This window comes from Acinetobacter sp. TY1, assembly GCF_048551395.1.
Classification (GTDB): domain Bacteria; phylum Pseudomonadota; class Gammaproteobacteria; order Pseudomonadales; family Moraxellaceae; genus Acinetobacter.
On record NZ_JBLYZK010000022.1, the window covers coordinates 25,423 to 51,558 of the forward strand.

The following is a 26,136-nucleotide window of genomic DNA, read 5'->3' on the forward strand; positions in this document are numbered from 1 at the left end:
TAAATATGTGAATTGGCTAACATAATACTCAGTGACACGGAATGTCAGGCGTGTAAAAACGCATGAAAGAGTAGGAATATCAAATAATAATATGGTGCGGAGCATCGTATAACAAAGGAAAGTCATAGATGACTACACTCAATTATACGGTATATTTTAAAAAAACCGTTTTAGCGAGTTTCATTGGTTTATGTTTAAGCCAGTCTTGTTTTGCACTTGAAACTTTGTCAGATGAAAGCCTTAGTGATACGACAGGTGAAGGTATTGCACTTTTACCAACAGATGCATATATGGTTTTTCGCGAGGCAGGTGCAAATGAATCCGCTACGAACGTTTTGACTGACCGTACCAAAGACACAGGATATATTCATTACATTCCGGTGGGGCCATTGTCTAGCGAGGCTAAGGCAAGTGGTGCTGGAAAAGCTGATCTTTATATGTATGGCTTGGCGCTTTCTAAGTCGGATGATGATTCGAACTCTCGTTTAGCAAATACAGCTGCAAAAGCAGCAATTTCAAGTTGGGGAACTGCAACCAATCCTTGGATTTTAAAAGTAGATACTGCGAAAAACATACCGACTTTTACACAAGATGTAGGCTCATCCAAAAATACTGAAACTGGTGATGTAACTTATATGGCACTAGAAGCTCCGCTTTATGAAGTGGGAGCTAAAGATGCAATAGGTGCTGATGCGTATAAGTTAAAATTAGCCATGTGGGCAGATGCTTTTCAACGAAATCCTAACGTAGTAGAAGGGACGACAACTGCTGTAGCTGGTCAAAATCCATTAGATTCGGGGATGATCGCTCGTATTCGTTTACAGGCAATTTGGAATAACTTTAGTATTAATGGAAGTAAAATTCAGTTATTCCAAACACTTGGTGGTGCAACTGGGCAGACAGGTTTAAGTCCTTTTTATGATAAAACTTTAGGTCTGTCAGGTGTTCTTCGTTTTAATAGTGGAGAGGCAGATAGATTACGATTAACAGGCAATGCGGGTGTGGTTACAGAAAGTTCAAGTCTAACTACTTGGGATACAATACATTCTGGACAGAATTCTACTTTAAGTGCGACAGCGACAGCTTCATCTGGAAACTGTGGTAATGCAGGAACTGGCGCTATTGGGAGTGGTGTAGGATGTCAATATATAGTGCAAAAAGGCACAAGAACGGATACTAAAACCTTGTCTGGTTCAACCTGGGGTGTCACAGACGAGTATAAGAATAATGTTTTACGTTTAAGTACACGTGAAACAGCTACTTCAGCCAATGGAACACAAAATTTATATACACCTGCAATTAATGGTGGATTAGCACCAAGCTTTGACGCAAATGAAGGTATTTCAATTTATAATCTAAATACGAACTTGGTTTTAGGTAATTTATATCAGCCACTCATTGTAGGTTCAGATGGTAAGAACTTCAGTTTGGAATTGGCACGAATTCCAAACAAAGAAAGTATTTATAAGCAAATTTATACAGACTATGGTTATAACGGTGTAATTGATGCTTCTTATAAAGGTTCAACGTGTAACGTTTATAGTTGTGGATCAAGTATTACACTAGGCGGAAAGACATACCAAGGCTCAAATGCAACCCATAGTAGTATTAGTATTGGTAGTGTGTATGGTATAGATGGAAATAAAAACTTAAAAGCATACGATGGTGCAGATGCAATTGGTATTGTATTTGGAAGTATTCAAAATACTGGGCCAGTGACTACAACAGGTACGAGTATTGGTTATCAATATGCTCAACGCCAGATAGCAACTTCAAATTGGCAACAAAATAGTAAATGTACTAATTCTATATTTGGTAATTGTACTTCAGTAAGTAATACACAAGGTACTTTGACTCAGTGGCAATACTCTAAAGATGGTAATTGGGTAAACTCATTAATTGGATGGCAAAATACTCCGACTAATGCAGCTACTTGTAGTACAAGTTTTGGAAATGGGCAAGGTGGCTGTAATAACACTTCTGGGTCAACACCAATGAATGGTTCTATAGATAATAAAACTTGGTCAAGCAGCAATTTAAATGGAGCTACGTGGCAAGCTGGTCTGAATGCTGGTGCCGCTGGATTAGTTGGTGTAGGGGCTCAGAGTGGGATGTCATCAACGAATATGGCTCCAAATCCTACAGTACCTACTGCATCATTTACAAACTTAGGTTCAGCTGTTATTGACGGTATGTTAATTCAGCATATGAAAATTACAACAAAAGGCTTATAAGGAGATTTATCGTGAAAAAAACAGTTCTTTTCCTTATGACAAGCCTTATAAGTGTTGGGGGTTTTGCGATGGAACCAATGTCTGATACCGACTTACAATTGGTAGAAGGACAGGCAGGTGCTGATCTTTCATTGAAATTATCTTTAAATCACACGAGTGATTTCAAATTTGACACGACAGATGGAGCATGTAAAAACCTTGCTTTCTGTCATATGGCAATATCGGTAAATAAGAGATTTGTAAAACCTGATGCATCTAAGCCAGGTAGTTTTCTTGAAGATAGTATAAGTGGAAATAAGTTATGGGTTGTCTTCAAAGGCATACAGGGAACGCTTGATATACAAAAACTAGGTTTAGATGGAGTTGACCTTGTTTTAAAGGGTAAAGATGGCGTTGAGCGTATTAAGCCTGCAATTCAATTGAGTTTTGATCCAAATAAGCCATTACTTATTCGTAACTATGGTTTTAATTCTGTTGCAATTGAACAAGACAATTTTACAAGTGCGATGTCAGGTGACAATTTGGTTACAGATGGTTCAACATCATCTACGCCTATTGGTGATTATGGTTATCTAAAAACAGATACTTATACTTCAGCGAATGCACCAAATTCTGCGTATGACCATGGGCGTGAAAAAGGCTTTATGGGTATGAAAATGAATGGTAATTTGGTCATGCAAGGTAAAATTATGATGTTTAGCTGTGATGCAAATCATCCACGTTGTTAGTTTGCTGTCAAAAGTTAATAGGGAATGAGTGATGAAAAATAAAAAGCAAAGTCACAAAAATGGATTTATTCTAAATACGCTTACATTTAGCATGATGTTGTTGAGTGGTTCTGTTCATGCATTACAAGCGTTAGATGACGGTGATATGCGTGCTGTGAATGGGCAGGATGGCGTACACATAGTGACAAGCTTTGATGAAGCTAATGTGGATACATTATATTGGACGGATCAAGCAGGTCGTGGAACATTTGCAACGAGTCAAAAGCAAGAATTAACAGCAACAGCAGATAAAGTTAAAATTACTAAAAGTAATGTTGCAACTGTTACACCGGGTATAGATTTAAAGCTTGATATGGGGAGTCAAGCAGGAAAATCAGGTGTGGATTTACAGTTGGCGCTGAATCCAATGTTATTAACTGTTGATTCATTTAGAATTTGTAATACTGATAATAATACGACAGGATGTAGCCCTTCAATTGGAAGTTTAGCTGTACAGACAACTTCACCTTTAAATTTTGCCTTGAAAACACGTGATGGTTTATTTAGTTCAACAAGTCAGTCAGATTTAGTTTTAGGGCTTAAAAATGCCAATATATATCTTGGACAAACTGATACCAATAATGAGCTGAATCAACTCATTCTAAAAAATATGAACTTTAACTTCATTGGTAAAGGTCATATGTATGTTGACTCAAAAAATGGTTTTATCATGAAAACCAATAGTGGGGCAGATGCAAATTCCACGGCGCAACCCGATGCGAATAATGGTTACGTTGATTTTACACGCGTTGAGGATTCCGCATCAGGAAAGGCTGGATTTATTAACACAGGAACATATGGAAATGGGAGTGTAACAACAGGGTCAGGTCTAAATCTTGAGTTTATGCTCAATAAAAATGTTGATAAAAATGCTCCTTATGCTTTAGATACAACAACCAATACACCTCCAAATGCAAAAGGTTTAATCCGTGTGGGTGCAAGTGGTCGTATGGTGAATGGTCAGTTACAATTACGAGGATTAACGACAACTGGTGATAATGATCTATTAGGTAAGGCAACGAGTTCTAGTGGTACGAGTGGTAACAATATTATGGGAGGCTCTGGTATAGCCTTTCGTATGAAAGCAGATTTTACCAAAGATGGTGACTCAATGTTGGGCACCGATGGCAAGGCAACAACTTTAGAAATTGGCGGCGCAGGTCTGAACTCTTATGGATTCGAGTTTGGTAACTTAACAGGATTACAGCCGAATACACGTGGTACCTTTGACAGTGGTAATATTTATCTTAACTTAATAGATACGAAAACAGTTGCACTGCCTGAAAACGAGACATTTCAAACTTCTCGGTTTGGAAATAATAGTTTTTTAACCTCTCAAGCAGATTATAGTCAAAATATTCATAATTTAGTCAATAATCCATATGCTGTGATGATGTCGATTCGTGGTGGGGAATTCCAAGCAATTTCACGCCGAGGTCGTTTTACCACAACAGCAGGTGTAACTGATCCAACAAAACTATTTGCAGATAATGGTTCAAATAATGATTGGGGATTGGCACTTCCTTTTTATAATTTGAACACCAATATGGCAATGTATGGAGCAACAGTACCAGGAAATACTGCTTACTATTATACGATTGATGGTAAGAAAAATCAGGTCAGTGCAACGGCTAATCAAACCGCTCGTCTTGGGTTTTCTTTAGCGATGAGCACGCAAGGTATAGATCGTGATGCGAATAAGATCAAACTTGGGAATAAGACGACCTCTATTCTTGTGATTGATGGTGGTAAGTATGGTGCAGGGAAAACAACTGATTACTACATGGGGCTTAGAAATGTTGATATGTTACTCAAGGGTGACGGTAATATCGGTATTGAGAAAGGTAGTGTAAATATTAGTTTGAGAAACATGCTAATTGTCATGGCTGCAGAAGTTGCCGCAGGTTATTTGCCAGGTACAACGTATAAGTCATGTGCAACAGGTGTTGCTGCTGCCAGTCTTGCGTGTGGGGTGAAGAGTAGTGCTTCTCTCAATAACTTTGCTTTAGCTGATGATGTCTTGGTGGGTGCTAAATTACGATTAGGCGGTGATATAAACCTATCATTAATTCCAAATAATAATATTGATGACGGCGGAAAAATGTCAATTGTAGGTGATCTTACTTTGGCAAATACAGGTAATACCATTCAAATTAGTGATCCGATTAATGGCTCAACCATTGGTTTAGATAATTTAACGGGTAAAATTAGCTTTAATAACGCAATTGTGATTAGTAAAGATCAAGAATCAGGAAAAGGTAAGGTTGGCTTTAACTCAACATTTAATTTTAATCCTGATCAAACTGCAGCAGGCGTATTTAAAGCAAAAGATTTAAACTTTTATCCACCAAATACAGGTATGGGAGCACGTTTAGGTGAGATTGCAATTACAGGTGGAAGATTGAAGACGGAGTTAGGTATTATTCCTCGTTAATTAATCTAAAAATGTATACTGTTTATCGGTTTGCGATTGGATGGAATTCGAAAAGACATTACACTGAATGCGACTCGAAATAACTAAAATATTTCCTAAGGATTAGGATGATGAGAAAAAATATAATGCTAGGGTGTATATCAATCTTGTTATACAGTCCGCTAACTATGGCAATGCAGCCATTAGATGATGAGATCCTGTCTAATACAACTGGACAAGATGGAATCAACATTGGTCTAGGCGTAAGTAAAATAGAATTGAAACAAGCTTCGATCATTGATAATGATGGCATATCAACAGGTAGTGATTATAAAGGTCGAGCATCTCTAGTGCTTGCAGGGCAAACAAATACGCCTGTTTCTATTAATTTAGTTGGTGCAAATGCAAACCCAAGTATTTCTACAATTATAGATACGGATGGTGGTGGTGGAAAACCATTTGCAAATATTGGTATAAGTATTGCTCAAAATATTACGGGTATCAAAATTTCGCCATTTTCAATTTATGTAGCGAGTGCGACTTCAACGTCTGATGCAGTGAATAATAAGTCAATTTATGCAACAACAGGCACATTGAATGCTGATGTTAAAAAAATTCTAAACATTGGTAGTGCATCAAATAATTTTGAAATTGCTTTTCATAATACTAATAAACCTGGATTAAATGTACAGCTTGGTAATGTACCACAAAGCCATATGTTGGCATTTAGTGGTGCAATTCAGTCCATTTGTGGTACAGGTTCAGGTTGTCCGATCAGTATTGTATCCGATACCACATCGGCTTCTTTTAACTTTCAGCTTCAAGCAAACAATCCAACAACAGGATTTAGACTAGATCAGTTTCATGCGGGCATTGAAAAGGGTGGTGTCGTTTTTGGTAATTATGGTTTGAATGCTACAGATAAAATTACTTCAGATAAAGTTGATGTTGCATTAAATAACGTGATGTTAGGTGATGCAGGTGTTTCTGATCCAAATATTTTTAATGGTATTAAAAATGGTTCGATGGGGAATATTGGAGCAGTTGGTGCTTCTATAACCAATCTTAAAGTCAGAATTTCAGGTTTATAGTTTGATTATGGCATACGATGCTTGATGATATTCATAAAAAATCCCGCATTAAGCGGGGTTTTTTATTTTGAATGGCAAATTATTTTGCAATTTTTGCCAATAACTCTTCTTTAGAAATATTTATAGATTCAGCATCTTTACGACCTTTGTATTCAAAAGTACCAGCATCCAAACCTTTTTCACCAATCACAATACGATGTGGAATACCTGTCAATTCTAAATCAGAGAATTTAACACCTGGGCGTTCGTTACGATCGTCAAGGATTACATCATAACCTGCTGCTTGAAGTTCTGCATATAGTGCTTCTGCAGCTTCAACTGTGCGTGGTGATTTGTGTGCATTCATTGGAACAATTGCAACTTCAAAAGGTGCAATCGCCATTGGCCAAATAATGCCTTTATCATCAAAATTTTGTTCAATTGAAGATGCAATTACACGTGTTACACCAATGCCATAGCAACCCATTGTCACTGTGAATGGTTTGCCATCTTCACCAAGTACTTTACAACCAAGTGCTTCGGAATATTTTTTACCGAGTTGGAAAATATGACCTACTTCAATACCGCGTTTAATCAGGATTGTACCTTTGCCATCAGGCGATGGGTCACCTTCAACGACATTACGTAAATCGAAAATTTCAGTGAATTGAGCATCACGTTCCCAGTTTACACCTGTTGCATGTTTATCTGCTTCATTTGCTCCAGCAACAAAATCAGAAAGCACAGATGCAGAGCGGTCAATAATAACAGTTAAGCCTTTTTCAACTAAATCTTGAGGGCCGCAGAAACCTGGTGTTAAACCATTGGCTTGAATTTGTTCCTCTGTTGCAAATGTAAGTGGTGATGCAATCTCAGCATGCTTTTCTGCTTTAATTTCATTAAGCTCATGATCACCACGTAAAAATAGTGCAACAACCGGCGTATTGCCTTTGTCATCTACTACGCCTTGTACCAAGAGGGCTTTTACTGATTTTGCAGGATCTGTTTGTAAAAATGCAGACACTTCTTCAATCGTTTTTTGTGCAGGAGTATCGACAACTTTAAGTTCTTGTGTTGGTGCAGCGCGTTCGCCAACAAGCAGTGCTTCAGCCATCTCAACGTTTGCAGCATAATCAGATTCAGTTGAAAATGCGATGTCATCTTCACCACTTGATGCCAAAACATGAAATTCATGTGAACCTGAACCGCCAATTGAGCCTGTATCTGCTTGAACGGGGCGGAAGTTTAAGCCTAGACGTGTGAAAATACGGCAATAAGCTGCATACATTTCATCATAAGTTTCTTGTAATGATGCTTGATCTACGTGGAAAGAATACGCATCTTTCATAGTAAATTCACGTGAACGCATTACACCAAAACGTGGACGAATTTCGTCACGGAATTTGGTTTGAATTTGGTAGAAGTTGATTGGCAATTGTTTGTAACTTTTCAACTCGTTACGTGCAAGATCTGTGATTACTTCTTCATGCGTAGGACCAAGAACAAAGTCATTGTTGTGGCGGTCTTTGAAGCGTAAGAGTTCAGGACCATATTGAACATAACGACCAGATTCTTCCCATAAACTTGCAGGTTGAGTTACGGGCATCAATGTTTCGAGTGAGCCTGCACGGTTCATTTCTTCACGGACAATTGCTTCAACTTTATTTAGTACACGAACACCCATTGGCAACCAGCTATACAAGCCTGAAGCCAATTTACGAATCATCCCTGCACGAAGCATAAGCTGATGTGAGATCACTTCAGCATCGTTTGGGGTTTCTCTTAGCGTTGCAAATAAAAAGCGACTCGCGCGCATGAAGATTGTCCTGAAATAGTTAATTATTAAGAGCTGAAGTATACAATAAAAATGCTGAGGACTTCTGAGAGTTTCAGCAAGGTTGAGCAAAAGTCAGCAATATTTTAAGATCGTTTAGCTCAATTTTTTAAATAGCCGAATACTAAAATTTTTAACATCATCTAATAATGTGAAAATCACTGGAACCACGACTAAAGTGAGTAAGGTGGAAGTGATGACACCGCCAATGACTGCATGTGCCATAGGGGCACTTTGTTCGCCACCTTCACCAAGCCCTAAAGCAAGCGGAATCATACCCATCACCATTGCACTAGTGGTCATTAAAATTGGACGCAGACGCGTTGTGCCTGCTTGAAGAATTGCATCGTAACGATTCTGTCCATTTTCCATGGCTTTTTTAATAAAATCGATGAGAAGAATAGCATTTTTGGTGACCAAACCCATGAGCATGATAATGCCAATAATTGAAAATAGGTTCATGGTACTTTTAAACAAGAACAATGCAAGGAAAACACCAATCAGCGATAAAGGGAGTGATGCCATAATTGCAGCAGGGTGAATAAAGCTGTTGAACTGCGAACCTAAAACAATATAAATAAACACAATCGATAGCGTTACAGCTGTGAGTGCATAACCTGCCGACTCCGCCATGTCTGCATTGGCACCTTGTGTATCAAAGCTATAACCTACAGGTAGCTTAAAATTATCTTGAATTTTTTGAATATCTTTACCAATATCACCCGCAGGTCGACCTGAAGTATTGGCTTCAATCAAAATTTCACGAGACAAATCACGTCGATTAATTTGTGAAGCACCATAGCTTTGATCTAATGTTGTGACACTTGATAGTGGGATGAGAATGCTTTGCCCATTAGTATCTGTCTTATTTGAGTTGATATATAGGCGCTGAATATCTTGCGGAATGGTTCGTTGATGATCATTTAAACGTAGATTAACATCATAAGTTTCGCCACGCTCATCTTCCCAAGTAGTGACATTATCTCCTGCTATAAGAGGGCGCAATACATTACCAATTTGATTGACTGAAAGTCCAAGGTCACTCGCCATAGCGCGATTGACCGTCATTGATAAAGTCGGTTTCGGATCTTTGAGGGAGCTTTCTAGATCGACAATCCCTTTGACTTGTGCCATTTGTTGCATAAAACGATCGGAAATTTTTTGCAATTCTTCTAGGTCTTGTCCTTTGATAGAAATCATAATTGGCTTTTGTCCACCAGACACAGTTTCATCGGCCGATGCCACGGAGGTAATGCTGATTCCTGCAATATTTTCTAATCTTGAACGAAATTCATTGTTAATGTCGGTCAATGTTTCAGTACGTTGTTGTCTGGGAATGACTGAAACTTTCAACGAAACATGGTTGTTACCACGATCTGTTGCGCCATTAATTACACCATAAGTTGAAATGACCAATGGATTTTGTCGCACGATTTGATCAACTTGTTTGAGTTTTGCTTCGGTATACTCAAGTGAAGCATCGACAGGCGTTTCAAATTTAATGCGAATTTCGCCCTTATCGGGAATAGGAACGAATTCTGTTCCAATCATTTTTGATAAAGCCAATGCACCAAACAATGATGCGATTGCCACTGCGATAGTGATGAAACGGAAACGTAGCGCAAGTTTCAGTAAGTGTGCATAAACATGGTTGAGCTTATCGAGTTGAGCTGAAATCCAATCGAAAAATCTTTTGACAATAGATGGCTTTTGTTTACTTTTCGGTTTTTCAGCCCAATGTGCAGACAGCATTGGATCGAGAGTGAAACTGACAAACATGGAAATCAGTACCGCAATACTGACCGTGACACCAAATTGATAAAAGAATCGTCCAATAATTCCGCCCATAAAGGCAACAGGTAAAAACACAGCCACGATCGTCAAAGTTGTCGCTAAGACAGCGAGTCCAATTTCTTTGGTGCCTTCAAGTGCCGCCGTGATATGATCTTTGCCCATTTCAGCATGGCGAACAATATTTTCTCGTACCACAATTGCATCATCAATCAAAAGCCCAATACACAGTGACAAAGCAAGCAAAGTCATCATGTTAATCGTAAAACCAAATGCCCAAATAAAGGTAAGTGTTCCAAGTAGGGCAATAGGTAACGTTAAACCAGTGATGATTGTTGAGCGGAAAGAACCTAAAAATAATAAGACGATAATGACGGCAAGCACTGCACCTTCAATAATCGTTCGAGCGACATCTTTAATGGTAGCGCGAATAGATTTGGAGCTATCAGCTACAACTTGCAGGCTTGTTCCTTCAGGCAGTTGCGTTTTGATTTGATCTAAAACTTTATAGCTGCCATCGACGATATTAATGACGTTGGTATCTGCACTGCGTAAAATATCAATGGAAACAGCAGACTTACCTTTGAGAAAAGCACCTGTCGTTTGCTCGGCTTGGGTATCTTCAACTTGAGCAAGTTGTTTTAAATAAATTGGTGCACCATTTTTTTGAGCGACAATTAAATTTCCAAAATCAATGGGATTGATGATTTTAGACTGAATTTCGACAACCACTTCTTTACTAGATTGTTTTAATGTTCCTGTTGGAATTTGTGTATTTTCAGTTTTTAAGGTGTTAATGACTTGGTCAATACCAATGCCAAAACTTTGTAATTTAATGGGATCAATATGAATACGAATTTGTCGTTTTGAATCACCTAATAAATTAACTGAACCAATGCCTGGAACGGTGCGGAGTTGTGGTACAAGACGTTGATCAATATAAGTGCTGAGTTCTCGTAAACTCATATTTTGTGATTCAAAAACTACAGACATGATTGGGCTTGAGGTCGGGTCATATCGTTCAACAACAGGTTGATCAATTTCATCGCGGAATTTGGCGCTCACAGTCGCAATCTTTTCACGCACATCTTGAGCGGCTGTTGCAGAACTAATATCGAGATTGAACTGCGCCACAATGGTCGACAAACCCTCACTTGATTGGGAGGTGAGTTGTTTTAAACCTGAAATAGTATTGATTTGATCTTCAAGTTTTTTGGTGATTTCAGACTCAACCGATTCAGGTGAAGCACCTGCATAGGTGGTATGGATCACAATAAAAGGGAAGTCGACATCGGGGAATTCTTCAACACTCATTCGTTGCCATGAAGCAAGACCAAGTACCATCAGACACAACATCATCATGATGGTAAATACAGGATATTTGACACTAATCCGAGTAAGCCACATCGTAAAATCCTGTTATTGTACTTGCGTAATAATCGCAGTTTTGTTGACATCCTGTGTTGAGAGTTTGATGCGACTAATCAAATCACCCAATTGTAAACCTTTCACGATAGCAAGATTATTTTCAGGTTGTTGACCTAGTACATTAACGGCTTCTTTATGCACTTTTTGATTGCGAATGAGCCAAACGTAAGGTTTGGTTTTTAAGTCTTGAATGCTGTCGAGTGGAATTTGAAAACCATCAATCTGTTGATTACCGAGAATATTACCTTCAATAAAGGCACCAATACTCAATGACGGAATGTTTTGTTCAGGTTGTGCATAGAAATCAATTTGACGACTCGTTTGATCTGCAATCGGAGAAATACGACTGAGCTGAGCAGTAAAAACTTGTGGATTACCCTGAATTTTATATTCAATTTTATGTCCAATTTTAAGTGCAGTTTGTTGCTCTACAGGTAACTTGGCTTGAATTTCTAAATGATCTGGATCAACTATTTCAAATAGCGTTTGCCCTATTGTAACCGTTTGACCTAGTTCAACTTGGCGTTTGGTAATTACACCTGAAATAGGACTTTTGATTACACCATCTTGGTTGGCTTTTTGTGCAATATCGACATTGGCTTGTTGAGCTTTGACATTTTCAAGTTGTGCTTTGTAATCCACTTGGCTTTGTTCATACTCAACTTTTGAAATAAAGCCTTGATCATATAATCGTTTTTTACGCTGAACCATAAGTTCTGCTTGATTAGCTTGTGCTTTTGTTGACATTAAGTTTGCGTGGCTTTGTGCGAGTCGGGCAGCATTATCATGATTGTTGAGCTGCACAAGTACTTGTCCAATTATAACTTTTTCTCCAACTTGCATCGTGACTTGCGTAGCTGTAGCAGAAACTTGCGCTTGAATTGAACTTTGATTGATTGCACGAATAGTACCACTAAAAGGTGTTTTTGAAATCGCAAGTCCTGTTTGGGGGGCGACTAAATCTTGTTGAATTAATTCGATTGTATTGTTATTAGTTGCTTGTGTAGGCGCTTTTTCTTTTGGTAACTCAGGTTGGCTACAAGCCACTAACATCAAGCACACGCTCAGCAGGCTAAGTTGTTTGAGAGAGTATAAATATTTAAACTTCCAAAAGGCATTGCCCATGCATAAATCCCTGTACGTGAATGGCGTAGAATTTACTCCATTGCCCTTAATCGATTGATAATATCTTCATAATTTGTTTGGGTGTTCCTGTATGTAGTTTGTAATGATTCAATCGATTTTTTTGTTGTGTTGATGTTTTGTTCATTATAATTCAGGCGATCATTTAACACCGCAGGCACAGGTTTACCTTTACGATAATATTCAGTTTCTTGACGCTTGTAAGCGATACGATCAGTTTGAAGTTGGCGTAACTGTTGTTGTTGCAGAGAAATTTGTTTTTGGATGTTTTTGAGTTGCTCATCACGTTTGAGAGTTGCGACTTTACTATTACCATAAGCACGTTTTAAACGTAGATCATTGTCCTGTTTTTTAGCTTGTGCTGCACGATTTGAAGATTGTCTCTGATCTTGTTCAGCATTGTAGGACTGGTTACGTTTAATGACTTGCATATTACGATCAAGTGCTTCATATCCATAGCGAATATGGGCAGGGGTGACAGAAGTGCTGATATTGGCTACACCTTTGCTGTCATAGTAACGATACCATACAGCTTTGGGTTGTGCATTAGCGCCATGAGATAATGTTGCACTCAAAAATAAAATGACCAATGCGAGTGATTTGAGCATTCTTTTTAATGAAGTGCTGTTTTGGATTGCATTCGAATCAATGAGATACAACATTGTTCCCCCGAAAATTGTAATTTACTTATAGATTAGTAATAATGTCCTCATTTTATGACTTCTAATTAGATTTAGAAACAGATAAGTACTAAAATACAGCATAATAATTTTATTTGTGTGAGCATTTTATAGGGTTCTCATTAAAGTGAGAGCTGTGCCAATAAATGTTCATTGATAAAGTAAGTGAATATATGTTAAAAAATACTGATTAATTGTAAAAATAAATTAGTTCAGCTCTATTAAATCCAGATCAATGGGAAGGGTCATTAAATGGACGATAAATTTCAAAACCTAAAAGTCATGGTAATTGATGATTCAAAAACCATTCGTCGTACTGCAGAAACACTATTGCAACGTGAAGGTTGTAATGTTGTTACAGCGGTTGATGGCTTTGAGGCGTTGTCAAAAATTGCTGAGGCAAATCCTGATATCGTTTTTGTTGATATTATGATGCCAAGGCTTGATGGTTACCAAACGTGTGCTTTGATTAAAAACTCGCAAAATTATCAGAATATTCCAGTAATTATGCTATCGAGTAAGGATGGTCTTTTTGACCAAGCCAAAGGTCGTGTTGTCGGTTCAGATGAGTATTTAACAAAACCATTTAGTAAAGACGAATTGCTAAATGCGATTAGAAATCATGTAAGTGCTTAATTTTTTGTTGTTGCGTAATTAAAATAAAGTAATTGGGGAAAAAAATGGCACGTATTCTTATTGTGGATGATTCACCGACGGAAATGTTCCGTTTTCGGGAAATTTTAAGCAAACACGGTTACGAAGTACTAGAAGCAACAAATGGGGCAGATGGTGTCACACTTGCTCAGGCTGAATTGCCTGACTTAGTGTTGATGGATGTGGTCATGCCTGGTGTTAATGGTTTTCAGGCAACACGTCAAATTGCACGTGGCGCAGTTACAAAGCATATTCCAATTGTGATTGTTAGTACTAAAGATCAAGATACAGACCGTGTTTGGGGTAAAAGACAAGGTGCTTGTGATTACCTGACAAAGCCTATTGATGAAACCCAATTAATAAATGTAATTAAGCAATATCTCAGTGCGGGATAAATTATGGCAGCGAATGGGTTTATCGAATTACTCCGTTTGTCTAAGCGTGGCAATAAAAGCTATGCGCAAGGCGAACAGGAAGTAAACCGATGGTCAGGCATTGCATTTGAGATGATGGGGCAATATTTTGTTGCTCCATTGGGTGAGGTGGCAGAAGTCATTTATCCCCCGAAGTACACTTCAGTTCCGAACGTTCAGGATTGGGTGCGGGGGGTTGCCAATATTCGAGGTAGGTTATTATCTGTTTCAGATTTACCTTGTTTTATTGCTGGACAAAGAAGCCAATTTTCCCCAACTCAAAAAGTTTTGTGCATTAGCCAAAATGATCATTATGTTGGTTTGATTGTAGATCAGGTTTTGGGTATTCAACATTTTAATAAAAAAGGTTTCTTTTCAAAAAATAATGATTTGACAGAGAAGCTTGAACCGTACTGTCAGGGATATTTTCATCAGCATAATCAAGCTTGGAATATATTTTTGTTTAGTCGTTTGTTGAATGATCCGAAGTATATGAATGCATCGGAAAAATTTATAAATTAGTCTTGACGCGGAATTTAGATATCAAGCGTATCGGGGAGAAGCTGAATGGGCTTTAAACTTAAGAAAAAAAATACAGGGGATGCTGCTCCAAATAAAAGCAACTCTGGAGTAGGATTTAAACTGAAAGCTCGTATTGACCAGTTTGCAAAACTGTTCGGTGATAGCGATAAATCAAAACCGTATATTCAAATGGCTCTCGTCAGCCTTGTTGCGGCAGTAGTGCTGTTACTCATTTTGATTTATACCGTTCCTCGAAGCAATGATTTAACCCGCAGTTTGGGTGAATTACGGTTACTTTCTCAAACCATGTCTCGTCAGTCAACAGAGGCGATGGCAACAGGTTCACCTGAAGCAATCAAAGCATTGGTTGATTCTCAGAAAAAATTTGCCGATAACTTGGCTGTTGTAAAAGATACACATTCTTCTGGTAAAGGTGTGGCAGAAGTTGAAAAAATTTGGTCTCAAGTGTCTGAAGACATTAACTTGATCGCATCACAACAAAAAGTTATTAACCATCTTTATGACACAAACATTGCCATTGGTGAAGCGATTCCTGGTATTCAGGCAGAGTACAATCTAATGGTTGACCAAATGGCGCGTGAAAACATGCCAAGTAGTCAGGTGGTTATTGCGAAAAACCAAGTATTTATTGCAGAACGTATTTTACGTTCAATTGGTTCAGTTTTAGGTGGTTCTGATAACTCTCGTGCCTCTGCTGACGACTTTAATGCCGATACTGAAACTTTTGGTGCGTATCTTGATGCTCAGTTAAATGGTAATGCAGAGTTGGGGGTAATGAAGATTACTGAACCTTCTATGCGTGAATCACTTGAAAGTATTAAAGTGGACTATGATGAAGTATTGAAATCAGCATCGAGTTCTGTACTGAAAAACTCGACTCAAATTATCAATGTACGTCAAGCATCGTCTGATATTTTTGCGCAGTCAGATAAGTTACTTCAAGCATTAAATGCATTAACAACCAATACAGGTGTAGCAACAGTACTTCCTGCTTTGATTTTAATTATTGCATTGGGCTTCTTATTATTTAGTACATTTAAGTTGCTTACGCTTCGTAGTGATTCGGATAAAGTTCGTGTAACTCGCTTACAGGATGAGTATGACCGTAATCAGAATGCAATTTTACGTTTACTTGATGAGATTGCCGATCTTGCAGATGGTGATTTACGTTCGTATGCGACAGTATCTGAAGATTTTACAGGTGCAATTGCCGATTCGATTAACTTCGCAATTGACCAATTACGTGACCTTGTATCTCAGATCAATGACACATCACAAGAAGTTGCGCAATATACACAAACAACACAGCAAATTACCAACCAGTTGGCTGAAGCATCTGAGCATCAGGCACAGGAAATTGCGGGTGCATCCTCTGCGATTAACGAAATTGCACAATCAATTGACGATGTATCTGCAAATGCATCAGAGTCTGCGGAAGTAGCACAGCGTTCAGTACAAATTGCATCAAATGGTGCGGAAGTGGTAAACCGTTCAATCGAAGGTATGGATACAATTCGTGAGCAGATTCAAGAAACCTCGAAACGTATTAAACGTTTAGGTGAGTCGTCTCAGGAAATTGGTAACATTGTATCTTTGATTAACGATATTGCCGATCAAACGAACATTTTGGCACTAAATGCAGCAATTCAGGCATCTATGGCAGGTGAAGCAGGTCGTGGTTTCGCCGTGGTTGCGGATGAAGTACAGCGTCTTGCAGAACGTTCAGCATCTGCAACAAAGCAGATTGAAACACTGGTTAAAACGATTCAGACCGATACAAACGAAGCTGTAATTTCAATGGAACAAACGACATCTGAGGTTGTGCGTGGTGCGAACCTTGCAAAAGATGCGGGTGTTGCACTAGATGAAATTCAGTTGGTATCTGGCAACCTTGCAACCTTAATTGGAAGCATTTCTGAGTCTGCAAAACTTCAGTCTGCATCTGCAGGTCATATTGCAAATACGATGAACGTTGTACAGGAAATTACATCACAGACCACAACAGCGACTTTCGATACAGCACGTTCAGTTTCTGAACTTGCAAATATGGCAGAGTCACTGCGTCAATCTGTATCAGACTTTAAATTACCTGAATAACAGGATTGCTTCGTTTCGGGGGAGGATATGTTTCAAGTTTTTGAACGTATCCTGAATAAAATAAGATCTTGGCTGTGCTATCGGACATAGTCAGTCAAAGATCAGATCCCGATGATGGGAATTAGACATAGAAGCCTGAACTATGAAAGAAGTATTAAAACATTTGGTTGAAAATACCACTTTGCCTGAAGATAGTTATCTAGAACAGGACGAAGAAATTCTTGAGATTTTTGTAGAAGAACTCGAAGAAATTTTTGAAACACTTGATCCTTTGCTTCAACAGTGGATGCAAAACAATAGCCAAGATGATGTCTTGGTGAATATTCGACGCTACTACCACACCTTGAAGGGTTCGGGTCGTATGGTGGGTGCGAAAAGCTCTAGTGAATTGGCATGGACGGTTGAGGATACGCTTAATCGTGTGATTGCTAAAAATTTGATGTTGACTGCAGATGTTCAACGATACGTAAATACTGTATTTAATATTTATAAATATAAGTTGTACGATGAGTTTAAAGAGAAGAAAGAACATCATCTTGATTTACGCCCATTAGTTTTACTTGGTTTACAAATTCAGCAAAATCAGGGCGTAGAACCTGCATTAGAAAATTTATTACAATTGTCTGAAAAACTAAACAGCTCTCATATTATTACAGGTCTAGAAGTAGGCGGTGTTGATGAGCTTGTTGAAGACGTGGCTGAGTCTGAAGTCGTAGATGCTGTACCTGTAGAAATGGCAGTAGAAGAGGTTGTTGAGCCTGCTACTGAGGAAATTACAGAGCAAGCATCCGTTGAAAGATTCACACGTGAGAAGCAGTTGCAGGCCGAGGTGCCTGCAAATACATTTCAAGATGAAGAAAAAGACGATGGGTTACTATCTGAAACGATTGCTATCTTCATTGAGGAATCTGAAGAACATCTTCAAACGATAGCTGACTTTCTACAACAGGAAGAGCACACTGCTGATCAATATAATCGTTTGATTCGTGCCTTACATACCTTGCGTGGCAGTTCATCGATGGCACATATCGATGATATTTTTGAAGCAAGCGGAAAGATTGAGCATTTATTTAAAATGTTGGTTCAAGAGGATACTGAATCTAGTTTTAATGAGAGTGCATTGTTGACGCATTATGCTGAATTTGTTCGTGATTATTTACATGAGTTGAAATCTAATAAGATTTCAAAAGAGCATGCGGCAGAAATTACGCAAAAATTCAATGATGCTTGGGATCGCTACGGTTTTCAAATCGAGCAATTGCATGATCAAATTCATGCACAAGATCTTGTTTCTCATTTGGTTAATTTAAATATTGATCAGTTGCTTGACGCTGAGTTTGAGTTTGATAAGCGTGCACATGCTGAACATTCAAGCTACTTTGAGCAGCTTATTCAGCAAGCAGATTTATTGATTCAAAATACTAATAATCGCGCATCGCAAGGAATTTTTGAATTTACAAGTGGATTAAAATCCGCTTATGAAGCTGTGCTTGAAAAACCTGAATTACTCAATACAGATTATGCTTTTGAGTTGTTTACTCGCGTACATCAAGAATTCATTCATTTATTCGATACACTTGCATCAGGACAGCGTGTCAGTCTGAGTGCTGAAGCACATCAAGTGATACAAGACTTGAGTGATTATGTGCATCAAGAACTGCAACCTGTAGAGAATGTACAGGAAACGCTTGAAGTACAAAGCCATGATGATGTTAAAGCTGTTTCAGAGGTTTTATCTGTTGCAAATAATACAGCGTCTTTAACACAGGTTGTTGCGCAGCGTATTCGTGATGATAAGAAAAAGTTCGATTCAGCTGAAAGTTTCCGCAATTTTGATGAAACCATTATGGAAATTTTCATTGAAGAAGCGGATGAATTACTCGCTGAGATGGATACAGACCTCAATACATGGTCTAAAGATCTAAGTAGTACTAAAGCATTGAATAATTTGATGCGTCATTTGCATACCCTGAAAGGGGGAGCAAATATGGCACAAGCTGAACATGTGGGTTGGATTGCACATGAGCTTGAAACCATTTATGAACGTATTATTAAGAATCAAATGCAACCAACACAACAATTGGTTCAGAGTATTCGTTTGGTACAGGATGATATTGCAGATCGCTTGCAGATTATTCGTGATCAAAGTGTTGATTATCCATCTGAAAATATTGTTGATCTACTTCGTAATATTGAAAAACAACCTGCTGAACTTGTAACAACAGAGTCAACTGAACAAGCTAAATCTGATCAACCCGTTGCTGATCAAATGCTTGATCATCCAGATACGAATGCAGATGATGTGGCGTCACCGATTCTTGATGAGGTTGAAAGTTCACATACAGATAATTCAATTGATGAGCAAGAGATTGATCATGTTGAACTGATTGCACGAGAAACATTCTTTGAGGAAGCAGAAGAATTATTGAGCGAAGCAGAACCATTATTAAAACAGTGGTTTGATGAACGTGGTAACCGAAGCTTACTTCTACAATTACAGCGTATTTTTCATAGTTTGAAAGGTGGGGCAAAGATGATCCATCTGGATCTCGTTGCTTCAATTGCGTATGAACTGGAAAATGCTTTTGAGCAATTTGCTGTTAGTAACTTTAACTCAAATGCATACGATGCATTGCTACAAACTGCTGAAAAATGGCTCAAAGAAGCGATTCAAAAGCAGAATTATCAGCACTACGATAGTTTAAAACATAATCTGAGCAATATTCAGTATGTCGATGTTAGTGTACAACTGCCGAATAAGCTGACACGTACAGATTTATTGCTCGATCATAGTCCGATTGAGTTTATTCAAGGTGATGGCGCAGAACCACCATCAATGTTTGGTGACTGGGATCAATCAACTCAGTCTGATCAGAATAGCGAGATGATTCGTATCTCAGCTGATTTGATTGAAAAAATGATTGATCTTTCAGGTGAGAATGCAATCAACCGTTCACGTATCGAGATGGACTTAGGTCAGCTTGGTAATACATTGGTTGATATGGAGCTTGCAATTAAGCGTCTAGCCGATCAGTTACGTCGAATGGAGGGTGAGCTTGAATCACAAATTATTGCAAAACATGGGGATTTAGGTTCACGTTATGCAGACTTTGACCCCTTAGAAATGGACCAATATTCATCACTGAATCAATTGTCTAAATCTTTGGCAGAGTCTGCATCGGATTTGGTTGACTTCAAAACCACTATTGCAGAAAAGATTCGCGATACAGAAAGTTTGTTATTACAACAATCACGTATTCAAGCTGAAATTCAAGAAAGTTTGATGCGGACACGTTTGGTTCCATTCTCAAGATTATTGCCACGTTTACAACGTTTAGTTCGTCAAACAGCAACAACATTGAATCGTCCAACTGATTTGATTGTTAATAATACCGAAGGCGAGCTTGACCGCACAATTTTGGAAAAATTGGTTTCGCCACTTGAACATATGTTACGAAATGCGATTGACCATGGTATTGAAGAGCAAGACGTTCGTCAGCAAGTACAAAAGCCAGAAACTGGTCGGATTGAATTGAACATTAGCCGTCAAGGTACAGATGTTATTGTTGAATTTAGTGATGATGGTAAAGGCATAGATGCTGAAATAATTAAAGCTAAAGCTATTGAAAAAGGCTTGATTCAAAAAGATCAAAAGCTGAGCCAAGAAGATATTTTACAATATATCTTCCACCCAGGTTTCAGTACAGCAAAACAAGTCACACAGATTTCTGGTCGTGGTGTTGGACTTGATGTTGTGCAAAGTGAAATTAAGTCGATGGGTGGGCAAGTCACCGTCCAATCCACACTAGGTCAAGGTTCGATATTTACCATTCGTGTACCGACAACGGTAGCGGTAAGTGACGCTTTGATGGTGAAAGTTGGTGATCAGCAGTTTGCGGTTCCATTATCACAAATTGATCGTATTGTGCGTATTTCACCTGTGGCATTAGAAGAATTCTTTGATAGTAAAGAAGAGTTCTTTGGTATTGATAACCAATCTTATAAATTACGCTATTTGTCAGAGTTTGTATTGAATCAGCCTGCACCTCGTTTACAAGGAATTGGTCATTCATTACCTGTATTGCTCATTAAAGGCAGTATGGGGCAGAGTATTGCTTTACTTGTTGATCAGTTGGTTGGTTCGCGTTCTCAGATTGTGGTTAAGGCGATTGGGCAGCAATTCTCAAGCATTGGTGCAATTTCAGGTGCGACTATCATGGGTGATGGTCATGTCTGTCTGATCCTAGATGGGCAAAATATTGCGCGCCAAATCCAATCAACACAGCGCGTTAAAGATGGTATTGATCATCGTGATCTAAATCGTAAGCGTGATCAGCGCCGTTTGGTGATGATTGTTGATGACTCCGTAACAGTACGTAAAGTAACATCACGTTTATTGGAACGACATGGTTTTGATGTGATTACGGCAAAAGATGGTGTAGATGCCATTGAGCAACTTGAAAGTGTGAAACCGGACTTGATGTTGCTTGATATTGAAATGCCACGTATGGACGGATTTGAAGTGACGAACTTGGTTCGCCATCATGAAATTCATCGTGAATTGCCAATTATTATGATTACCTCTCGTACAGGTGAAAAACATCGTGAGCGTGCATTTAGCTTGGGAGTAACGAACTATATGGGTAAACCCTTCCAAGAAGCTGAATTGTTGGAAAATATAGAAGATTTATTGACTGACAAGCGGGAGGTATATTGATGGCGAAGAAAGAAATCAGTGCTGCATTTGATCAGGTCAGCAGTCAAGAGTTACAACATTTAATCACGGTTTCGACTGGATTTATTGATGCGTATATTATTGATTGTCATGATAAGGAAGCGATGTTATTACCTCAGAATGTTGTCTTATCTGCACTCGATAGTGCAATTAATGTCGATAAGGTTGAATGGCATGATGTTAAGCTTCCAGTATTCAGTGTGAGTAATCCAAATATAACACTAGGTGTAGCACTAGTTGTTGAAGGGGAACAGGCTAATCAACGATTTGCACTGATGTGTAATGAAATGCCGAAATCAATTCGCTTACGTATTTCGGAGGTGGTTGATGATAATCGTACGATTAAAGACAAAAGTGTTGCGTATTATGTATTGATTGGTCAAACCACTTATCACGTGCCTGATTTAGAGTTTATTCAGAAAAAAATTGGTATTGCGCTTTAAAATTAAGCCAATCTGATTGAAATACAAAAAGGACGTTTTAGAACGTCCTTTTTGTATTTAAAAGGTCTATTGAAATAGATGAGAAATTAGGTAAGTAAATTTACTAAAATTTGTTCATAAATTTCAGCCAATGGCTCTAATTCAGCAATATTAACGTGTTCATTGATTTGATGAATCGTTGCATTTAATACACCTAATTCGAGTACTTGTGCGCCTGTAGGTGCAATAAAACGACCATCTGATGTACCACCACTCGTTGATAGTTCAGTGTCTGTGCCTGTAACATCTTTAATGGCTTTTGTTGCAGCATTCACTAATTCACCAACGGGCGTTAAAAACGGTAAACCTGAAAGTGTCCATTCAATGTCATATTGCACATTATGACGATTTAAAACTTCAAGTACACGTGCTTTAAGCTCTTCAGCCGTTACTTCGGTTGAGTAGCGGAAGTTAAATAAGGTAGTCAGCGTACCTGGAACAACGTTGGTTGCACCTGTACCTGATTGAATATTTGAAATTTGGAATGATGTTGCAGGGAAGTATTCGTTGCCATTATCCCAAACTGTTTCACATAGCTCAGACAGCGCTTTAGATACGGTGTGAATTGGATTGATGGCAAGGTGAGGATATGCCACATGACCTTGTTTGCCTTTTACAGTCAGTTTGGCATTGAGTGAGCCACGGCGACCATTTTTAACAATGTCACCTAAAGTATCAGTGCTAGATGGTTCACCTACTAAGCACCAAGTCATTTTTTCCTTACGTGCTTCAAGGGTCTCTACGACTTTGACTGTGCCGTTAATTGATGGACCTTCTTCATCAGAAGTAATGAGAAAGGCAATGGAACCTTTGTGGTCAGGATGGTTTTTAACGAAACGCTCAGAAGCAACCACCATGGCTGCCAAAGCTGTTTTCATATCGGCACTACCACGACCATACAATTTACCATCACGGATTTCAGGTAAGAACGGGTCTGATTCCCATGAGTCAAGGTGACCTGTTGGTACAACGTCTGTATGACCTGCGAAACAGAATACGGGTTCAGTTGTACCACGGCGTGCCCATAAGTTATCTACATCTTCAAAACGCATATTTTCGATATTGAAACCAATGGCGCTCAAGCGGTCTGCCATAATGGTTTGGCAGGTATGATCTACAGGCGTGACTGAAGGTTGGCGAAGGAGTTGTAAACTGAGTTCCAGCGTTTCAGAGCGATTCATACACAAGCATCGATTAATCAAATTGATGCTTATCATAGAGCAAGATAATTCTGAAATAAAATAAAATACGATATTTTATGTGGTAATAAAAAAATTTATGAATTATGTGCGTGTGAAATGAGTGATGAATAAGGCTAATAGATATTTTTAAAAGAGCAGTTATGAATATTGAGTGATTAGCAAATATAAATCACATAAAAAGCCCTGCATAAATACAGGGTTTCTTATGGGTTTGTTGAAAATTACAATTTCTTTTCAACTTTATCGGCAGAATTCGAAACGGCATCACCCGCTTTAGAGACATCTTTACCGACACCTTTAACGGTATTACAACCTGTTAAAACGAAAACAAAAAGCATTGAAGCAACTAAAATTTTTTTCATCGTTAATCTCCAGATTAAATTATTTTAAATTTCTTGTAGCGTGCAAAATTAACAAGACTTGCCATTACTGTTTTACGCTTCAATTACTTAGTTGTGTATGCCAAAATTCAATAAACTACAATTGTTCAACATTCAAACAAATAAAAGATGCTTGACGAAACATATAAAACTGTTCTTTTTCTGTACTTTTGTATAGGCCATTGCTCCACCAATATGCAGGAGGTGATGAAAGTGTTGCATCATGACAAATCCATTCTTGTCGTTGTAATCGATAGTAATTTGGCTGAGGAATATGATGCCCCCAATAACCAATATTACGTGCTTGGTTGACCCACGTTGGTATATTTAAAGCCAGATAATCATTGTCTAAAATATTTTTGGGGATGGTTGGTAGATAAAGCTGTCCTTTTAAAACAGCAAAACGCTTTTGAATAGAGTGATCTTGAACAGTTTCAAACTGAAATTGCTTTTGTGTGAAATGATTAAGTTTACGCTGTAGGGTGTCGGTTCGATTCAAACCGTACCAGTGGGGTAGGCTTAAATTGGCTTCGGCGAGATAGTATTTTAAAGCCACCTCCCAGTGTTCAACTTGTTGTGTTTGTGTGTTGAATAATAAAAAATCGAGTTCACCTAAGGTTTGTTTCTTTTGAATAATTTGGATGCTATGTCCAATGAGTTTGAAATGATGGTACATATCATCCTGTAGCCAAAACCACATTAAATATTCAAAACGTAAGCCTAAGCGCGTACTCTTTAGCTGTGCAAGAAAGTCAATTAAGGGTTGAGGGTTTTGATCAAGTTCAAGCAAACGAGGATGGTAATTTTCATATTGTTGTTGCCAAAACCCATTTGGATGTAAATCAAAAACATGCTGTAGTGATAACTCTGGTGGGATATTGGATAAAATATTAGGGCTTGCAATGCTAAATGCTAATTGTCGAACAGCAGAATGTTGAAACTGTTTCCATGGTTCAAAAAGCATTGTCATAAAGTATCCATCAATCGTTTTTAGAAATATAAAATCTACAGCAGAAGCACGCTTGAAGCATATATACTTGCAGCATTGTTTTAAATGGGTTGCTGTATGAGAATCGTGTTTTGGCGAAGTCTAGTCATTCTATTTATAATACTCGGATTTATAGGTGCGTTATTGCCGGGTATGCCGACAACGGTTTTCTTGATCTTAGCAGCTTGGGCAGCATCTAAAGGATGGCCTCAGGTGGATACATGGTTAATGAACCATCCCAAGTACGGTGCAACCTTACGTGCATGGCGTGCAAATGGTACAGTCCCTCGTAAAGCGAAGTGGATTGCAAGTATCATGATGTTGATTAGTGGCATCATGATGTTACTTACCAATGCACCGATTGCTGTAAAAGTATTTACGGATCTTATCATGCTCAGTGTGGCTATTTGGCTTTGGATGCGTCCTGAACCAGAAGCAACGACTGAATCCAAATAAAGAACATTTGCCAAATTAAGTTATGAAAATAGTCAGGTAAACGAGATAAACACAATAAAGAGAGAAAATATGTATTCCATAGAGCAAGCCGACATTATTATCGATTTAGCCTCGCAAACGCTTTCATTACCGAAACATAATAAGTTTTACACCGTATCAACGGGACTTAATGGAATTGGTGAAATTGAAAATACTGGTAAAACGCCTAGAGGTTGGCATCGTATAGAACAAAAAATTGGTGCAGATGCGCCATCCAATGCTGTATTTAAAGCGCGTCAAATGACAGGGGAAATTTATTCTGTTGAGTTTGGTGCCGCGAATCCCGAACGAGATTGGATTTTGACTCGTATTTTATGGCTCAGTGGTTTGGAAGAAGGATTTAACAAGGGAGAAGGTTGCGATACATTTAACCGATATATTTACATTCATGGTACACCTGAGAGTGAACCGATGGGTATTCCACGCTCACATGGTTGTATTCGCATGCATACAACACCGCTTGAAGAACTGTTTGAGTGGGTGAAAGAAGGGGATTTAGTATATTTGTCTGAGCATAAAATTGAAAATTGAAATATGGATCGATTAATTCCTTATCTTTAAATAGATAAAAAACATACAAAAAACACCATTTTTAATGAAAATAATCTATTTTTTAATCACTCGAGCGTGAAAACGCAATTTCTTCATGAAAAGCGTTTGACAGGCTGTGAAGTTTCTCTATAATGCACCACACAAGCGATGAAGTCGTAAAGGGCGCTTAGCTCAGTTGGTAGAGCGTCTGCCTTACAAGCAGAATGTCGGCGGTTCGATCCCGTCAGCGCCCACC

At 38.4% G+C, this 26,136-nt stretch carries 19 protein-coding genes and 1 tRNA gene; 13 read left to right on the top strand and 7 right to left on the bottom strand.

Features of this window, described 5'->3' with window-relative positions:
• Positions 1-128 precede the first annotated feature (128 nt).
• The 4 genes from ACK2M2_RS12180 (at position 129) to ACK2M2_RS12195 (ending at position 6,505) form a co-directional block, all read left to right on the top strand.
• Entirely contained in the window at positions 129-2,234 is a 2,106-nt protein-coding gene (locus ACK2M2_RS12180; RefSeq protein WP_419348826.1) for a hypothetical protein, read from the top strand.
• Positions 2,235-2,245: 11 nt separating this feature from the next.
• Positions 2,246-2,962: a hypothetical protein gene (locus ACK2M2_RS12185; RefSeq protein ID WP_419348829.1), complete on the top strand. Its 717-nt coding sequence runs from the start codon at positions 2,246-2,248 to the stop codon at positions 2,960-2,962.
• A 31-nt stretch (positions 2,963-2,993) separates the two neighbouring features.
• The gene (locus ACK2M2_RS12190) at positions 2,994-5,435 is read left to right on the top strand and encodes a DUF6160 family protein (RefSeq protein WP_419348832.1); all 2,442 of its coding nucleotides are present in this window, start codon (positions 2,994-2,996) and stop codon (positions 5,433-5,435) included.
• Between the two features lie 110 nt (positions 5,436-5,545).
• Positions 5,546-6,505, top strand: coding sequence for a FilA (locus tag ACK2M2_RS12195; protein WP_419348835.1), 960 nt, complete (start codon positions 5,546-5,548; stop codon positions 6,503-6,505).
• Positions 6,506-6,584: 79 nt separating this feature from the next.
• On the opposite strand, the gene ACK2M2_RS12200 is transcribed toward ACK2M2_RS12195, so the two are convergent.
• The 4 genes from ACK2M2_RS12200 to ACK2M2_RS12215 form a co-directional block, all read right to left on the bottom strand.
• On the bottom strand, positions 6,585-8,300 hold the full coding sequence (locus tag ACK2M2_RS12200) for a proline--tRNA ligase (protein WP_419348837.1): 1,716 nt from the start codon (positions 8,298-8,300) through the stop codon (positions 6,585-6,587).
• A gap of 114 nt (positions 8,301-8,414) precedes the next feature.
• Entirely contained in the window at positions 8,415-11,516 is a 3,102-nt protein-coding gene (locus tag ACK2M2_RS12205) for an efflux RND transporter permease subunit (RefSeq protein ID WP_419348840.1), read from the bottom strand.
• A 12-nt stretch (positions 11,517-11,528) separates the two neighbouring features.
• Complete coding sequence (locus ACK2M2_RS12210) at positions 11,529-12,662, bottom strand: efflux RND transporter periplasmic adaptor subunit (protein ID WP_419348842.1); 1,134 nt, start codon at positions 12,660-12,662, stop codon at positions 11,529-11,531.
• A 32-nt stretch (positions 12,663-12,694) separates the two neighbouring features.
• Positions 12,695-13,288 (bottom strand): hypothetical protein, encoded by a 594-nt coding sequence (locus ACK2M2_RS12215; protein WP_419348866.1) that lies wholly within the window; start codon positions 13,286-13,288, stop codon positions 12,695-12,697.
• A 324-nt stretch (positions 13,289-13,612) separates the two neighbouring features.
• Here ACK2M2_RS12215 and pilG point away from each other — a divergent pair, with 324 nt between their 5' ends.
• The 6 genes from pilG (at position 13,613) to ACK2M2_RS12245 (ending at position 22,245) form a co-directional block, all read left to right on the top strand.
• Positions 13,613-13,996 (top strand): twitching motility response regulator PilG, encoded by a 384-nt coding sequence (gene pilG / locus ACK2M2_RS12220; protein ID WP_409511205.1) that lies wholly within the window; start codon positions 13,613-13,615, stop codon positions 13,994-13,996.
• Positions 13,997-14,040: 44 nt separating this feature from the next.
• Complete coding sequence (locus ACK2M2_RS12225; protein ID WP_409511206.1) at positions 14,041-14,409, top strand: response regulator; 369 nt, start codon at positions 14,041-14,043, stop codon at positions 14,407-14,409.
• A gap of 3 nt (positions 14,410-14,412) precedes the next feature.
• Positions 14,413-14,949: a chemotaxis protein CheW gene (locus tag ACK2M2_RS12230; RefSeq protein ID WP_409511207.1), complete on the top strand. Its 537-nt coding sequence runs from the start codon at positions 14,413-14,415 to the stop codon at positions 14,947-14,949.
• 45 nt (positions 14,950-14,994) lie between these two features.
• Positions 14,995-17,067, top strand: a complete 2,073-nt coding sequence (locus ACK2M2_RS12235) for a methyl-accepting chemotaxis protein (RefSeq protein ID WP_409511208.1) — start codon at positions 14,995-14,997, stop codon at positions 17,065-17,067.
• Positions 17,068-17,209: 142 nt separating this feature from the next.
• A complete protein-coding gene (locus tag ACK2M2_RS12240; protein WP_419348846.1) occupies positions 17,210-21,784 on the top strand; it encodes an Hpt domain-containing protein in 4,575 nt (1,524 codons plus the stop codon).
• Entirely contained in the window at positions 21,784-22,245 is a 462-nt protein-coding gene (locus ACK2M2_RS12245; protein ID WP_419348849.1) for a hypothetical protein, read from the top strand. Before ACK2M2_RS12240 ends, ACK2M2_RS12245 begins: the two co-directional genes overlap by 1 nt.
• An 86-nt stretch (positions 22,246-22,331) precedes the next feature.
• On the opposite strand, the gene dapE is transcribed toward ACK2M2_RS12245, so the two are convergent.
• From dapE to ACK2M2_RS12260, 3 genes are all read right to left on the bottom strand, one after another.
• Positions 22,332-23,465, bottom strand: a complete 1,134-nt coding sequence (dapE, locus tag ACK2M2_RS12250; protein ID WP_419348852.1) for a succinyl-diaminopimelate desuccinylase — start codon at positions 23,463-23,465, stop codon at positions 22,332-22,334.
• 242 nt (positions 23,466-23,707) lie between these two features.
• Complete coding sequence (locus tag ACK2M2_RS12255; RefSeq protein WP_419348855.1) at positions 23,708-23,848, bottom strand: entericidin A/B family lipoprotein; 141 nt, start codon at positions 23,846-23,848, stop codon at positions 23,708-23,710.
• Between the two features lie 115 nt (positions 23,849-23,963).
• Positions 23,964-24,836: a DUF1853 family protein gene (locus tag ACK2M2_RS12260; protein ID WP_419348858.1), complete on the bottom strand. Its 873-nt coding sequence runs from the start codon at positions 24,834-24,836 to the stop codon at positions 23,964-23,966.
• Between the two features lie 96 nt (positions 24,837-24,932).
• On the opposite strand from ACK2M2_RS12260, the gene ACK2M2_RS12265 reads away from it, so the two are divergent.
• The 3 genes from ACK2M2_RS12265 (at position 24,933) to ACK2M2_RS12275 (ending at position 26,134) form a co-directional block, all read left to right on the top strand.
• Entirely contained in the window at positions 24,933-25,310 is a 378-nt protein-coding gene (locus ACK2M2_RS12265) for a YbaN family protein (protein ID WP_409511214.1), read from the top strand.
• A 69-nt stretch (positions 25,311-25,379) separates the two neighbouring features.
• A complete protein-coding gene (gene elsL, locus ACK2M2_RS12270) occupies positions 25,380-25,880 on the top strand; it encodes a cell wall-recycling L,D-carboxypeptidase ElsL (protein WP_409511215.1) in 501 nt (166 codons plus the stop codon).
• Between the two features lie 181 nt (positions 25,881-26,061).
• A tRNA-Val gene (locus ACK2M2_RS12275) sits at positions 26,062-26,134 on the top strand.
• Positions 26,135-26,136: the final 2 nt, after the last annotated feature.

Coding starts and splice junctions, on each gene's coding strand:
- ACK2M2_RS12180 (WP_419348826.1), top strand. CDS start 129: ATGACTACACTCAATTATACGGTATATTTTAAAAAAACCGTTTTAGCG.
- ACK2M2_RS12190 (WP_419348832.1), top strand. CDS start 2,994: ATGAAAAATAAAAAGCAAAGTCACAAAAATGGATTTATTCTAAATACG.
- ACK2M2_RS12195 (WP_419348835.1), top strand. CDS start 5,546: ATGAGAAAAAATATAATGCTAGGGTGTATATCAATCTTGTTATACAGT.
- ACK2M2_RS12200 (WP_419348837.1), bottom strand. CDS start 8,300: ATGCGCGCGAGTCGCTTTTTATTTGCAACGCTAAGAGAAACCCCAAAC.
- ACK2M2_RS12205 (WP_419348840.1), bottom strand. CDS start 11,516: ATGTGGCTTACTCGGATTAGTGTCAAATATCCTGTATTTACCATCATG.
- ACK2M2_RS12210 (WP_419348842.1), bottom strand. CDS start 12,662: ATGGGCAATGCCTTTTGGAAGTTTAAATATTTATACTCTCTCAAACAA.
- ACK2M2_RS12215 (WP_419348866.1), bottom strand. CDS start 13,288: ATGCTCAAATCACTCGCATTGGTCATTTTATTTTTGAGTGCAACATTA.
- pilG (WP_409511205.1), top strand. CDS start 13,613: ATGGACGATAAATTTCAAAACCTAAAAGTCATGGTAATTGATGATTCA.
- ACK2M2_RS12225 (WP_409511206.1), top strand. CDS start 14,041: ATGGCACGTATTCTTATTGTGGATGATTCACCGACGGAAATGTTCCGT.
- ACK2M2_RS12230 (WP_409511207.1), top strand. CDS start 14,413: ATGGCAGCGAATGGGTTTATCGAATTACTCCGTTTGTCTAAGCGTGGC.
- ACK2M2_RS12235 (WP_409511208.1), top strand. CDS start 14,995: ATGGGCTTTAAACTTAAGAAAAAAAATACAGGGGATGCTGCTCCAAAT.
- ACK2M2_RS12240 (WP_419348846.1), top strand. CDS start 17,210: ATGAAAGAAGTATTAAAACATTTGGTTGAAAATACCACTTTGCCTGAA.
- ACK2M2_RS12245 (WP_419348849.1), top strand. CDS start 21,784: ATGGCGAAGAAAGAAATCAGTGCTGCATTTGATCAGGTCAGCAGTCAA.
- dapE (WP_419348852.1), bottom strand. CDS start 23,465: ATGAATCGCTCTGAAACGCTGGAACTCAGTTTACAACTCCTTCGCCAA.
- ACK2M2_RS12255 (WP_419348855.1), bottom strand. CDS start 23,848: ATGAAAAAAATTTTAGTTGCTTCAATGCTTTTTGTTTTCGTTTTAACA.
- ACK2M2_RS12260 (WP_419348858.1), bottom strand. CDS start 24,836: ATGACAATGCTTTTTGAACCATGGAAACAGTTTCAACATTCTGCTGTT.
- ACK2M2_RS12265 (WP_409511214.1), top strand. CDS start 24,933: ATGAGAATCGTGTTTTGGCGAAGTCTAGTCATTCTATTTATAATACTC.
- elsL (WP_409511215.1), top strand. CDS start 25,380: ATGTATTCCATAGAGCAAGCCGACATTATTATCGATTTAGCCTCGCAA.